Here is a 14,330-nt window from a genome sequence, read left to right on the forward strand (position 1 = left end):
TGTAAAGGGCTGTTATGGGTCTCTAGACTTACGTTAAAAGCGTATTAAGGGGTTGTTTCATGAGCTTTTTTAAAGAAGTAAAAGTTCTAATATTGTTTATCAGTATAGTAGGTATTCCATCTGCATGTACTCATAAACCAGAAGCGGTACATTATTTTACTCCTATTGTTACAGGGCAAATATTTGATCGAGAAACTCAACAACCTCTTAGTAATGTTTCTATAGTTTACTCAAGTAATGATCACACAAAGACTGATACCAATGGCGTTTTTCGCTTACCCCCTATTAAGATTGAAGGTAATAGTTTTCAAGACGTTGAAGGTGTTGCTGAAACAGCTATCGATATTTATAAAGATGGTTTTATTCCTAAAACATATAATAATTATGGATTGGGACGACTAAGCGTAAAAAGATCATCAGAAGTGCCAGAGTATATTCATTTAGGATTTATTTATTTAGAACACTTACCACAAGGTGTGAGTGTAGAAAATAGTTATGACTACAACGAATATATTGAGCAAACTCCGTTCTGTATGCCTAATGATTTACAAATTGAAGTTAACTGCATACCCTTACCAGATGGAGCTTCAAATGAAGATCTTTAGACCGACTCTTTTTGTGTGTAGTATAACTTTGTCATTAATTGCTTGCTCAACATCTGTATCTTCTACTGAATATTATGTAACACCCACTCTCTCGGGCCATCTTATAAATAGCAAAACTCAACAGCCTATTGTAAACGCAAATGTTTATTTAACCGATGCATATCAAACTAATTCTGATAATGTGGGTAATTTTGTTTTGCCATCTATGGCCGTATATAAATACAAAAATCAACATGTAGATCATCAAATGATGATTTACCAAAACGCAAATATTATGATTGAAAAAGAAGGCTACCAGCGTAAGTTGATTAATGTCGATGGCATAGCGTTACCCGTAGAGACTTTTGATTTGAAGACGCCTATTAGCATAGATATGGGTAAGGTGTATTTAAATCCTTTAGCAGAAGGGGAGCATGTTTACGGTAAGGTGTATGAATATGTAGAAAAAATGCCTTATTGTGTGTCAGATGAATCTCAAAAAGAGGTAGAGTGTATTCCAGTACCATAAAATCAAAAGGTTTAGATTGTAACCTTGTGTCTATAGCTTAAATAAGAGAATATAAAAGTTTGAATTAACGATATGAGCAACTTATCAAAGAAAAGTAGATTTAGGAACTTGATATGATTACATTAATTAAGATTATGAAAAAGTTTACCGTATTGCTTCGGATATTTGTCTAAATGCAGCCGATTATGATTATCGGTAAAAGAAATAAATGTAAATACTCGAAATTATCTTAAATAAGTATTTATTATATTTAAGCTATGGTCAAGTAGCTATAGATTTATTAAAAATCGTACAACCACTACACTGAATAGTTAAATTATATGGACATTGATTATAATTACAATTTAGGACTGTTTTTAACAAACTATCTTATTGCTTGTTCGCTAAGTTATGATTATTTAACACGTCACACCTTACATCAAAACCCCATCTTATTCTTAGCAATGTTTGGTTTCTTCGGTGTATTGATATCTATCACTATCATACGCAAAAATATCCATATACCGCTTAAAACTTTATTGGCAAATATTCTTTCATCTGGCATATCATTTATAATTTTTTATCTTTTATATGACGATTGTAGTGGCTTAGGATGTGATAGAAATGTTTTAGATTTCATCCTTATCATGGTACATCTATTTATTATACTTAAGTTTTATATATCACTACCCGTTATTACTATCCTTTATATCTTATTAAAAGTCTTTATACATAAATAATGCACCAAGTTTGTCTCACCTTGGTGGTTTCAAAATTTTTGAATAATTCAACCTATGACTAATCAAGAAGAAATATCCTCAACCCAGCTCGCAAACGATATCCGTTTTTATTTAGAAACCAATAATCTCAACGCGTATCTTCCTACTATCTCTTATGAAATATTAGCGCTACAACTCATGGACAGTCTTAAAGAAGATGACTATATAAAGTCGCTTAGCAATAGCAAGATAGACGATGAGTGCCGAAATCCTAAGTCGCCACAATTTAATCCTATAAAAGCCATAGTCTCGCTAAAAGACACTCATTACGATGAGGCCTGTTGGCTAAGTTTTTTGCTTATTTATACTGACGATGATATCGAGTCGGATTGGGCATTTATGCGAAAGCTGTATGGCGCTGAGGGTTTGGGGTTAAAGACAGCTTTGACATGGGAGGTGGTAAACGATGAACCTCATACGTTAAATGACCAATTAGATGAGCTAGTAACGGTACTAGCACAAAGTCATCCTAAGCCTAAGTTTGGCCATCATAGGGCCTATGAATCTTTAAAGCATTTGCCAATGGTATTCACAAGTTATATTGGATTTATACATGAGCAGAGCGGGCATGAGGCAGTGTTTAGATTAAAAGATAAGTCAGTAGACAACACTGATTATTTTAAAACACGATATGATCTTATTCGTCAAAACGTGTATCGTTTCGGCAGATTATCAACCTTTGAGTTTTTATGCCTACTTTGCAAAATGTGCTTAGCGGATGTTGAGCCAAACAGTTGCTATATTGCAGAGGCAAGTGGTCCTAAACGAGGAGCAAGGTTGCTATTTGGAATGTTAAACAATGAGCAATTAGACGAACACGCAGTTCACCTCGCAGATCATCTCAATGTCGGTTACCAAGAGATGGAGGCAGCATTATGCCATTGGCAAAAGTCACCTAACAGATTTATATCACACCCTTAAATACGATCAATAACGGTTAACACGTTACCTGTAACATCTTATCTGTAATCTGATAGAAGTTATCGATAACACGTTAGCAAAAACTCTTTAATTAAACCTAAACAACTATAGGTCCTATTTCTAGGCGTACAAAACTATAGATGGCGCATTGACACTATTTTCAATGCGCTATGACTTAAACCAACATATTCATCAAACTCTATCAGAAAATACTGTCCTAAAAGTTCTTACTAAATATCAATGAAGAGTCGATACTGGCGATAGTATCTCGACCGGTTAAAATCATCGCCATTTCAAACTCATGTTGTAGTATCTCCAACGCTTTCGTCACGCCTTCAGCGCCAGCACTACCCAATGCTTGAGCAATAGGTTTACCCAATAATACGGCGTCTGCCCCTAATGCTAGCGCTTTTAATACATCTGTACCGCGGCGAATACCGCCATCGATTAGTACCGGTATACGTTTGTCGACCCGTTCCACAACGCGAGGTAGGGCTTGTATGGTGGGTGGAGCGGTATCGAGCTTGCGACCGCCATGATTGGAGACGATGATACCGGATGCGCCGATATCTAGCGCGCGTTGAGCATCTTCTGCGCTGACCACCCCTTTGATCAATACTGGCAGTTTAGTATAAGCGATTAGATCGCCAACCACTTTCCAAGATACCGGTGCTGGTCTGCCAATTTTATAAGGCATATCGACCCCTTTTGGCAGATCAAACCCAACCTTGTCTTCTTTATTACGGACTGCCGCTGCGACTGAATCTAACGTGATGCAGATGGCTTTGCAACCTGCTGCTTCAGCTTGCTTGATGACTTTTTTAGCAAAGTCTATGTCATCTTGAATATATAACTGAAACCAAATCGGAGTAGTGGCGACGTGCTGTATATCTTCTAAAGATGTCGTGGTAAATGAGCTAATAACACACGCTGTTTTTGCTTTTCCAGCGCCTTTAACGGTTGCAAGCTCACCCTCAGGATGCATCGCTTTTTGGAAGGCAAAGAGGTCTACTAATATAGGATAATCTAGAGAGTCACCAAATAAATTAATTCGGGTATCTAACTCATTGGCATCATTCAATACTCTAGGATTTAAAATAATGTCATCATAAGCGCTATGATTACTATTAAAAGTGACCTCATCGGCTGCTCCAGAGGTCACATAAGCATAAGCACCTTCTGACATCTTCTGGCGAGCCAGCACTTGGAAGTCAAATAGGTTGGTGACTTTTGATAAATCATCCACAACATAATCTTTATCGATATCGACGCTTTCACTTTTATTTATTATATTTGTCATCGTTAGTCCTTCCTAATTTATGGATTAAGCTCATTGTTATCTAAAATATTTAGCTCTTTTTATCTTAAATCTTTATCTCAAGTTATTCTTTTAAAATCTTCTATTAAACTTTCGTTTTACTCTTTAATTCACAATAATTTATTCAATATAAATAATAGTATAGCCGCTCAAAATTAGGTGTTGCAGTGTTGTATTGAAATTTAAGACAAGATATTAGTACAAAAAAAGCCCAGTTAATTCATTAACTGGGCATAAAGTGAGTTTGAGGCAGCGATTTACCGGATTCAATCGACGATAAATTTCTGCGACGCTCCTTTATATTCAAATTCTTTATAAATAACAGGATCAAATAATGATAGTGATTCGATTTGATTCACGCGTATCACCATCATCATATCCTCAGCGCGTTGTTGATTATAGTGCAAACCATGAGGCGTATTCTCAATGACGCCATGGTTTAAATAGACAGGCTTATAGTCGCAATCCAGTATTAAGCGCAATGACTCTTTTTCCCTATAACCACTTTCTATTGGCAGGATCGAAATGTTATCTAAATCGCCATGCTCAAATTGTTCCCCTAATACCGCGCCAATATAAACCTTGCCCGATTTTAGTGAGACCTTAATATAGGAACCGCTTTCCATGGCATGAATAATGATGTTTAGAACGCCATCGAGGCTTCTCAATTCTTCATAATCCGTTTGAAACGCATTATTTCGGATTCTTATCTCATTGGCAAGATAGGCAAATAATACTGCCACACCCATAAGTACTAAGCGTACATATTCGCTATAAGATAACGTCATTAAATGATTTAAATAGATATAAATTTCGGCGAGTGACCACGTAAGGCCAAATTTAACAAACAGAGAAATAACGAGAATAATAATGCTGATCGTGGCTAGGAACGCCAATCCCAACAGAATACTTAAAATACCATCTATGGCAAGAACAACATAGGACACCCAGCCAGAGCTACGTTTAAGGATGTTATTTTTATGAGGAACTGACACGTTATAGCGATAGCCGAGTGCCAGTATAAACATAACGCCAAAAATACCCATAGGGTTTAGGCTTTCATTTTACTATGAGTATTGATATCGACAGCGTTAAGATCAGCAGAGTCAAAATCTAACGCACCAAACTGCTGAATCATCTTATCTTGAAGATGTTTATTATTAAAATTAGGACGTACATTGCCATTTTTATCGATAATGAGTCGACCGTTTTCACTCACGATTTCATCAGGCAGTCTTAATCTAAAAACACGTGCAAAAAAACCCAGCCCTTTATCACCAGAGCTTTTATCGCTAGAGCGTTTGATATAAGCGGTCATGATACTCTCCTTATTGCTATTGAAAGCAAGAGTTTAACCCTAAATTATCATCAATAATTAGTATCGATAATAAATTTATACTGTTCAGTTTACGTCAAAAACAGACAAATCGCAAAGCATTAGCGTTGTTAAAGTGTGGTATATCTTCAAAAAAGACTTGTTCAATGAGACACCTGTATTAAAGAGACACCTGTTATAAAGAGACATTTAGAAGCCAATCCCGCTTTCACTACTATCTTGGCTAGTACGGCAGCAGTCGCTAAGGGTAAGAGGCGTTCCTGTTATCTCGATACCGCCTCTTACCAAGCGCCTGCATTGCCGTACTGCACCAAGTATATCCGCTACAATCGGGGCTAAACCGCTTTTCACGACAACGTACTAACAATAAATATGACCGTTAAAGGAATACCTTTCAACAAAACAAGCTATCTTTTTATCCTGTACTTTATTTTTTCTTTATTCATCTATACGCCAATCTCAACTTTAAGTTGTAGCTTTTGCAAGGTTTTGCTCCCTTCCTTTTTCGAATGAAGGGTTGGGGATGGGTTTTCTGTAAAAACCGCCATAGATTCCCTTTGAAAAAAAGGGGACTTGCCACCCTTTTCAGTCTTTTCCAATAGTGGCGCTAAAAGTACAGTTGATAGTTCAGTTATTATTATATGCAGCCAGCTATTAAGTTGAGAGTAGAGTGTAAATTATTGATTTAATATGGGTTTAAAAATATGACATAAGTTATCAAAAGTTATTAAGCCACTGTATCACTTGCTGTACCCTTTCAGATCGGCCACCGCCAATGCGCCTAAATGGCTTGTTGTATTGGTTCAGCGTATCAACAAACGCTTGGCTGATCTCATCACGTAGATGGGGAGCATCTCGTAAGTCATCAGCTACCCACGGTACATCCACCTCAGTTAATAAGATTAAGTCATAGTGATGGGCTAGGGCTGCTGTTTTGATAAGCGGCGGACAATCATTATAATACCAATAAGAATACACCATCAGCTCAATTAAAGCGGTGTCACAAAACAGATAACGGTCGGCAAGTTGCGCCTGCTTATTTTCGAGTGCCACTTGACCTTTTGCAATGGGCATTAAGTCATGCCACTCACAGCGGGTTTGAGTCACGTCCCATTTAAGCTGCAAGTAGGGACGCATATACTCCTCAACATATCTCGTTTGAAAGTGACAAGCCAAATCTTGGCATAGCGTGGTTTTACCCGTACTTTCCGCACCTAATATTAAGACTTTGAAAATATCTGTTGGGCTCTGTTGAAGATTGTTCGTCATAGTAGTCTGCATAGATGGTTTTGGTTGTGCCGATTGATAATCTGCTTCATTGTTAGATAAAGACATTGGGTAAAGCTATCAGTTAGTACTCAATTTCATATCAATATTCATATAAATGTTGATGGCCTATACCACGTTAAAGAATCTATAACACTCAAGATTAGGAATAATGAGGTAAAACGGGCATAATATAAGGTTTAAAAGATACCTCTAATACTGAGTAATACCTTTTTTGAATAATTTTGATAAATAACCTATCTTTAAAATAACCTAGCGTTGTTAGGTCTTTGTCAGGATGATTCTACTATTAATATAGTAAGGTTAATCTTTGCTGCTTCAATGAAGTTGATTTCAAGATTTGATATACTTTTAACCCTGTTCCCAACTTATTTAAATACACTGTAGGCTGGTACTTTTAGCCTAGCAAATCAAGACCAATAATTAAAAAATCGGGACTAAAGCCACAGCCTACGTTAAGAGTTGAGAATGAGGTGCTTTTAAAAAGATTATAAGACGTGAAGTGACAGTTTGATTTAGCGTATTGTTGAATAAACATTGACACACTCATTCAAAGAAAAAAAACAGTCATCTAAAGAGTAAGTGAACATTAAGATATAAAGTTGAGTTAATGATAAGCAACTATCACTCAATAATTTTCTAAGAAAAATAGGAAGCAATATGAAAACGTATATTACAGGGACAGGACTATATATTCCACCATATAGTATTAGTAACGAGGAATTAGTTGAATCGTTTAACCAATACGTGGACAACTACAATGCACAGCATGCCAGCGAGATTGAATCTGGTGCACGGACTGCGCTTGAGAAGTCTTCTGCTGAGTTTATAGAAAAGGTATCGGGTATTAAATCTCGCTATGTCATGGATAAAGAGGGCATCCTAGACCCGGAGGTTATGACCCCGAGAATCCCAGCGCGTAAATTGGGAGAAGAAGTTTCAGTCATGGCAGAGATGGGCATTGATGCCTTGCAACAAGCGCTGAACGAGGCCGGTCTTGAAGCCAATGACTTAGATGGTATTATTGTTGCGTGTTCAAATTTACCGCGTGCTTATCCTGCTTTATCTATTGAAATTCAAGACGCTATAGGTATGCAAGGTGGCTTTGCGTTTGATATGAATGTCGCCTGTAGTGCGGCTACATTTGGTATAGCGCAAGCGGTTGGTTCTATAAAAGCAGGTTTGGGTAATAAAATCGCGGTGGTCAATGTTGAGATTACCACCGCACATCTAAATTGGCGCAACCGTGACAGTCATTTCATATTCGGTGATGTGGCAACCGCCAGTATCGTTGAGCAAACTGACTTAGCCAAAGGCTATGAAATAATTGACAGTAAGCTGTATACCCAGTTCTCGACCAATATCAAAAATGAATATGGGTTTTTGGACAAAAGCGAGTACTTAGCAGCAGATGAAGTTCTCTATCATGACTTGAAAGAACCGGATACGGACAAGCTGTTTTTACAAAATGGGCGCAAAGTATTTCGTGAGGTTTGTCCAAAAGTATCGGATATGATTAGCAGTCATTTACAAGACAATGATCTTCAGACAGACGAGGTGAAGATGATGTGGCTACATCAAGCCAACATTAATATGATACATTTAATTTTGCGAAGTGTGATTGGTAAAGATGCTGATCCAGCGATTGCACCTACCGTTATTGATGAATTTGGTAACACGAGCTCAGCAAGTCCTGTTATTGTATTTCACCGTTATAAAGACCAATTGGAGTCGGGTGATTTAGGGGTGATGTGTTCATTTGGTGCAGGGTATTCTATCGGCTCAGTATTACTTAGAAAGGTATAGTTAGAACACGAATAAGTAGCAAGGTATATAACTTCAACGTTGAAAACCACTGATACAAATGACTAATACAACTAAATAATACAATTGGCTATAAATAAAGCAGGCATAGTGCCTGCTTTATTTATGATAGTCATATTTTGCAGATAGCTTGGATAAACACCAACGTGGGCTGAGCTAGCAAGAAAATAAGTCACCTATAACGGCTTTTTTAGCCAAAGTTTGATATAATTAACGACTTTCTGTAAGTCGATGATAGTGACACTCAAAATAGTAATACCTTATGCTTTACAATTACACTTAGAAGACTGATTTGTATTTAACTGATTTATCATATTCATAAAATCATACTCAACACAAGAAACCCTATGAAAGACTCATTAAGAGAACGCCTCGATCAAATGGTAGAGCGCTTTGAAGAAGTGACTGCCTTATTATCTGACCCAGATATTATCAACGATAATAATAAATTTCGCGAACTGTCCATGGAGCATAGTGATTTATCTGAAATAACGAGCCTATGGCAGCGTTATTTACAGGCAGAAACGGACAAAACAGACGCCGAAGAGATGATTAAAGAAGCGTCAGATCCTGAAATGAAGGCGATGATGCAAGAAGAGATTGACACGGCTGCCAGTGACATTGAAGCGATGGAAGAGGCGCTAAATGTCATGATGCTACCAAAAGATCCCAATGATAAGGTACCTGCATTTTTAGAGATTCGTGCAGGTACCGGTGGTGATGAAGCGGCAATATTCTCTGGCGATTTATTTAGGATGTATGAGCGCTATGCGTCTACTCAGGGCTGGACTATCGAAGTGTTGTCGGCCAATGAGGGCGAGCATGGCGGATACAAAGAGATTATCACTCGTGTATCTGGCAATGATGTCTATGGTCGTTTGAAGTTTGAGTCTGGTGCGCATCGTGTACAGCGGGTACCTGAAACAGAAAGTCAGGGTCGTGTGCATACGTCTGCGTGTACCGTTGCGGTGATGCCTGAGGTTGAGATTGATGATACTGTCGATCTCAATCCTGCCGACATCCGTATGGATACCTTCCGCTCAAGTGGTGCAGGGGGACAGCACGTTAACACCACTGACTCTGCTGTCCGTCTTACCCACATTCCGACGGGGGTAGTGGCCGAGTGTCAGCAGGAGCGAAGCCAACATAAAAACCGCGCTAAAGCCATGCAAATGCTTATCGCACGTATTCAACAAGCTAAAGTACAGGAGCAAGTAGATACGGCAGATGAGCTGCGTCGAAACTTAGTGGGTAGTGGCGATCGTAGTGAACGTATTCGTACTTATAATTTCCCGCAAGGGCGAATGACAGATCATCGGATTAACTTAACGTTATACAAGCTAGATGCCATCATGGAAGGTGATTTAGATGAGCTTTTAGACGCCTTAACGCGAGAGCACCAAGCAGATCTTATGGCGAGTGTTAGCGGCGAATAGTATTGTTATATGTTAAATTGATTGGATATCAAACCCAAGTTGATTTCAGTACGACTAATTACTTGCTACTTGAACTTGGTTGCCTTGTAACCATTTTAAACTTCTTTGACTATAGCTAGATGCGATACAAACCTGGTCGCTATTATTGAGCTAAACCATACACCCTAACGAAGCACTTAAACTATGATTAAATTAAAATCTAAAATTCTCAGTGTCCTTGTTTCAGGCGTGTTTATGCTTTCTGGCTGTACAATATCTGAGCAACAAACTGATCAGGATTCGCCAATCGACACGCCTGTGACGAGTGATCCCGTTAACGTTGATTTATCTAAATATAACGATCAAGATCAGAGTTGTCCTAAGGTAACCGCTAATAAGGTACACGAGTGTAGCACTCAAGACGGCATCCTTAGGAGAGACGGTATGTTAGGATGCTATTCTTGCGTCGTCACTTATAAGGATGCTGGCAAACGTTGCAAGGATGCGTCAGACTGTGAAGGGACGTGCCGTGCGATTGATAATGGGGAGTTCTTGCCGGCTGGCACGCCCAATCAAACTGGTGAGTGCGCTAAAAATAGTAGCCCATTTGGGTGTTATCAAATTATTGAAAACGGTGTGTTACAACCTGCCTTATGTGTAGACTAGTTGTTTAATGCTTAATGCTTAATGCTTAATGCTTAGTGGTTACCTATAAAAAGTGTCAAATAATTGTGTTTTCAATAATAGATAGCTTTATAAAATAAAAATTAGATAAATAAAAAATATAGAAAACTAAAAATAAATGAACGTTTATTGAATAAAATTATTAAGTAGCAGAACATCAGGTTCTGTCTATTAGTAGCGATTATTGTTATTTTTTTAAAACGTTGAGTTATTTTAATAATGTTTTGATACGTAAATACTGATAAGTTAGTTGTTGATAATACTATAGTTTTAAATCCTATAATTTAAACCATTTTGAGAGTCCTATGTCTAATAAAAACACACCTGAACAAGCACCATCAATCGAAGATACCAACGAGCTAATTGCGCAGCGTCAGTCAAAACTTGATGAAATAACCAGTGCTGGCAAGATTGCGTATCCTAACAAGTTTAAGCGTACCGACTATGCTCAGGATTTACAGCAACAATTTGAGGGTATTAGTAAGCAAGCAATCGAAGAAAAGGCTGCCAATGGGGACAAAACTCAGGTTAATGTTGCTGGGCGAGTTATGCTCAATCGTGGGGCATTTATTGTTATACAGGATATGACAGGACGTATTCAGCTTTATGTTGCTCGTAAAGAATTGGATACCGAGACCCTTGCCCTAATAAAGTCATTAGATTTAGGTGATATTGTCGGTGTATCTGGTTTTATAGGTCGTTCGGGTAAAGGTGATTTGTACGTCCATATAGAAACGATTACGCTACTGACTAAATCCTTACGTCCTATGCCAAATAAGTTTCATGGTTTATCAGATACAGAAGCACGATACCGAAACCGTCATTTAGATTTAATGACCAACGAATCAAGCCGTGATACCTTTATGATTCGCAGTCAAGTGGTCAGCGGTATTCGTAAGTTCATGCTAAACGAACGTTTTATGGAAGTCGAAACGCCAATGATGCATCCTATCCCTGGCGGTGCGGTGGCTCGACCTTTTATCACACATCATAATGCACTTGATATGCCCTTATATTTACGCATTGCACCAGAGCTATATTTGAAGCGTTTGGTCGTTGGCGGATTTGAGAGAGTATTTGAAATCAATCGTAGCTTTAGAAACGAGGGGGTGTCGACACGTCATAATCCTGAGTTTACTATGATTGAATTTTATCAAGCCTATGCGGATTATAAAGACTTAATGGATCTAACTGAGCGCTTATTTAATGAGTTGGCCACGGATATTTTAGGGACAACTGAGATTACTTATCAAGAAGAAACGATCAGTTTAAAAGCGCCTTTTACTCGTTTAAGTATGAAAGAAGCCATTGCAAAATATGCTGATGATTTTGATATGTCTAAGATTGATGATCGAGACTATCTCGCTCAATATGCTCAAGATGTCCTAAAACAACAGGTTAAAGAAGGCTTTGGTATTGGTAAGCTGCAAACTATCATTTTTGAAGAGACTGCTGAGCATAAGTTGCGTCAACCTACCTTTATCACTGAATATCCTGCTGAAACGTCACCATTAGCACGTCGAAATGATGAAAACCCAGAGATTACCGATCGCTTTGAGCTGTTTATAGGCGGGCGTGAGATTGCTAATGGATTTAGTGAGCTTAATGACCCTGCTGATCAGGCAGAGCGTTTCCATAACCAAGTTGCTGAGAAAGATGCAGGGGATGATGAAGCCATGCATTTTGATGCAGATTATATTGAAGCATTGTCGTATGGTTTACCACCAACGGCTGGTGAAGGTATTGGGATTGATCGTTTGGTGATGTTATTTACGGATTCTGCCAGTATTCGTGATGTCATTTTATTCCCACATATGAGAATGAAACTGTGAATTATATTGACTATTTAATAAATGAAAATAAAGCAGTTTACTATTCATTTTTTCTAAATATTTAAAAATTGGATGGTTGGTTGTTAAATAACTGGACTGCTATGATGAGCAGTCCTTTATTTTTTGCTAGATATCTTTTTTATAAAATAACCTATTCTTTTTAGGCCACATTAAACTTAAGAAAGCTAATATTTATAGCGTTTTCGATCACTTTACTTGATAGGTTAATTTATAGGTTTGGTATTAGTATAATAATTAATAATAAACCTTAGAAAACACACAAGATAAGTGCAAGAGTTATAAAAAAACGGTATAGTAATAATCATTAAATTTTTATCATATTTTTACAGTTTAGGTTAAATACATGTTATGGCAAACTACTCAACCCAAAAATTAAAAAGTGTTTCTTTAAACAATGGTCCTAGACGGTTTTCGGATCCTAATGTTTCAAAATCAGCTCAAAAGAATAGTCCAGCGAAATCAGGCTCTAGACCCTTAATCAGCCCTGTATCTGAAGCTGTAGCTGGTTCTAATACCAATTCTGCTGGCAAACAATCCTCCAGCAAATTTCCGAGCTTCGATTGGACGTCAATGTTCAACCGTACCTTTTTATCTGTATATATAGATCAGAACGACCCCTTGGTGGATTATGGTAAATTTGATTATGCCTTCAAATTGGGAAATCAACGGCTGTATGTTTTAGTTCATCAAGAAACGACAGAAGTCGACAGTGTTAATGTCCCCAAAAACCTACTTTCTGAGCTAAGACAACAAGCCGCAACTCAAATTAATAAGCGTTTCCAACATGTTAATGCCAAGGTTGATTCATCATTATTTGATAATGACAATACAAACCTTCATGTTAATAATGACAATGTAGATAAAGCTGAGGGAGAAGTCATACACTATGTTGGTATTACCTCCATCATGATTATTCATAAGGGTGAGCAATATCAGATTGAACATGAGTATGGCAGTTCTTTTTTCCAAGAAGAGTGTGTTTTTGATTTAGATGATGAGAGCAAAGTTTTACAGTTATTTAGTCTGAATAGCTTTTATCAGATGATTAAGATACTACAAACCCCAAGTGATTTGATAAGCTATTATGGATATCATCTCCAACACTTAATAAGTTTTGATAGCTTTGGGAGTGAGCTACAATTAGCTCAACAATTTTTAAACACTGCAGATTTTTATCAAAGGGCCGTTTCTGTACAAGAAAAGCTGGTCGAAATAGGATTGCTGTCTAAAGTCGAAACTCGATTAATTGATATTATTAGCCATGCAGATGATGATAATACTGAGTATGAAAAGAAAAAATCTGAGTTGCAGCAGAACCTCCAAAGTTATTCAACTACCTTCCAAAAGTTGTTGAATGGAACAACGAAGCGTCGAGATGATGCAGGTGACACGCTACCCCTAGAGCAAGTAAAGATTTTAGTTGCAGAGTCAATGTATACTCGTTTAAGTATTATCGAGGAAATGATGGCTTATGAGACGCGTTCTAAAGAGGACTGTTTACAGGGTTATCTGTCACACCAACATTCTTATAATGATTTTGGTCATCATTATGTCATTATTTTTTATGGTTTAGCGCCCGACGCTGATTATAGCCGTGAGTATGTTGAACAAAATTATCAAGATATTCTTTTAGATATCAATGCCCAACTACAAGAGCCCGTTATGGATGAATTCTTTATACTAGGGTTTGATATGTCAAATCATGATGGTAAAGGCAATGTAACCGTAGAAATGGATGTATTCCATCAGTCTGGAATAGCACTATAGCTATAATAGATAATACGCTTTTCTGTAACAGACACATTGAACTTACTATATGTC

Annotated in this window: 12 protein-coding genes; 8 read left to right on the forward strand and 4 right to left on the reverse strand. The window is 37.6% G+C overall.

From position 1 onward, the window contains the following. The first annotated feature begins 59 nt into the window (after window positions 1-59). From AC21OG_RS10105 to AC21OG_RS10115, 3 genes are all read left to right on the forward strand, one after another. Window positions 60-605, forward strand: a complete 546-nt coding sequence (locus tag AC21OG_RS10105; protein WP_487376473.1) for a transthyretin-like family protein — start codon at window positions 60-62, stop codon at window positions 603-605. A 274-nt stretch (window positions 606-879) separates the two neighbouring features. Further along, a complete protein-coding gene (locus tag AC21OG_RS10110) occupies window positions 880-1,113 on the forward strand; it encodes a hypothetical protein (protein ID WP_487376474.1) in 234 nt (77 codons plus the stop codon). Window positions 1,114-1,886: 773 nt separating this feature from the next. Further along, complete coding sequence (locus tag AC21OG_RS10115; protein ID WP_487376475.1) at window positions 1,887-2,792, forward strand: alpha-glutamyl/putrescinyl thymine pyrophosphorylase clade 3 protein; 906 nt, start codon at window positions 1,887-1,889, stop codon at window positions 2,790-2,792. A gap of 217 nt (window positions 2,793-3,009) precedes the next feature. Here the strand turns inward: AC21OG_RS10115 and AC21OG_RS10120 are convergent, their stop codons facing one another. The 4 genes from AC21OG_RS10120 to AC21OG_RS10135 all read right to left on the reverse strand — a co-directional run bounded on the left by AC21OG_RS10120 (window position 3,010) and on the right by AC21OG_RS10135 (window position 6,781). After that, the gene (locus AC21OG_RS10120; protein WP_487376477.1) at window positions 3,010-4,092 is read right to left on the reverse strand and encodes an alpha-hydroxy acid oxidase; all 1,083 of its coding nucleotides are present in this window, start codon (window positions 4,090-4,092) and stop codon (window positions 3,010-3,012) included. A 284-nt stretch (window positions 4,093-4,376) separates the two neighbouring features. Continuing rightward, entirely contained in the window at window positions 4,377-5,138 is a 762-nt protein-coding gene (locus AC21OG_RS10125) for a hypothetical protein (RefSeq protein WP_491185039.1), read from the reverse strand. A 23-nt stretch (window positions 5,139-5,161) separates the two neighbouring features. After that, the gene (locus AC21OG_RS10130; RefSeq protein WP_486547216.1) at window positions 5,162-5,428 is read right to left on the reverse strand and encodes a hypothetical protein; all 267 of its coding nucleotides are present in this window, start codon (window positions 5,426-5,428) and stop codon (window positions 5,162-5,164) included. Window positions 5,429-6,163: 735 nt separating this feature from the next. Beyond that, window positions 6,164-6,781, reverse strand: a complete 618-nt coding sequence (locus AC21OG_RS10135; RefSeq protein WP_487376482.1) for an AAA family ATPase — start codon at window positions 6,779-6,781, stop codon at window positions 6,164-6,166. A 612-nt stretch (window positions 6,782-7,393) separates the two neighbouring features. On the opposite strand from AC21OG_RS10135, the gene AC21OG_RS10140 reads away from it, so the two are divergent. The 5 genes from AC21OG_RS10140 to AC21OG_RS10160 all read left to right on the forward strand — a co-directional run bounded on the left by AC21OG_RS10140 (window position 7,394) and on the right by AC21OG_RS10160 (window position 14,276). Next, on the forward strand, window positions 7,394-8,539 hold the full coding sequence (locus AC21OG_RS10140) for a beta-ketoacyl-ACP synthase III (protein ID WP_486547213.1): 1,146 nt from the start codon (window positions 7,394-7,396) through the stop codon (window positions 8,537-8,539). A gap of 365 nt (window positions 8,540-8,904) precedes the next feature. Beyond that, window positions 8,905-9,993 carry a peptide chain release factor 1 gene (gene prfA, locus AC21OG_RS10145; protein WP_487376484.1) on the forward strand — a complete coding sequence of 363 codons (1,089 nt, stop codon included), beginning with the start codon at window positions 8,905-8,907 and terminating at the stop codon, window positions 9,991-9,993. Between the two features lie 183 nt (window positions 9,994-10,176). Further along, window positions 10,177-10,638 carry a hypothetical protein gene (locus AC21OG_RS10150; RefSeq protein ID WP_487376486.1) on the forward strand — a complete coding sequence of 154 codons (462 nt, stop codon included), beginning with the start codon at window positions 10,177-10,179 and terminating at the stop codon, window positions 10,636-10,638. Between the two features lie 323 nt (window positions 10,639-10,961). After that, window positions 10,962-12,488: a lysine--tRNA ligase gene (gene lysS / locus AC21OG_RS10155; protein WP_487376488.1), complete on the forward strand. Its 1,527-nt coding sequence runs from the start codon at window positions 10,962-10,964 to the stop codon at window positions 12,486-12,488. A 369-nt stretch (window positions 12,489-12,857) separates the two neighbouring features. Further along, window positions 12,858-14,276 (forward strand): hypothetical protein, encoded by a 1,419-nt coding sequence (locus tag AC21OG_RS10160; RefSeq protein ID WP_487376489.1) that lies wholly within the window; start codon window positions 12,858-12,860, stop codon window positions 14,274-14,276. The last annotated feature ends 54 nt before the right edge of the window (window positions 14,277-14,330 follow it).

This window comes from Psychrobacter sp. CX5, from assembly GCF_057621535.2.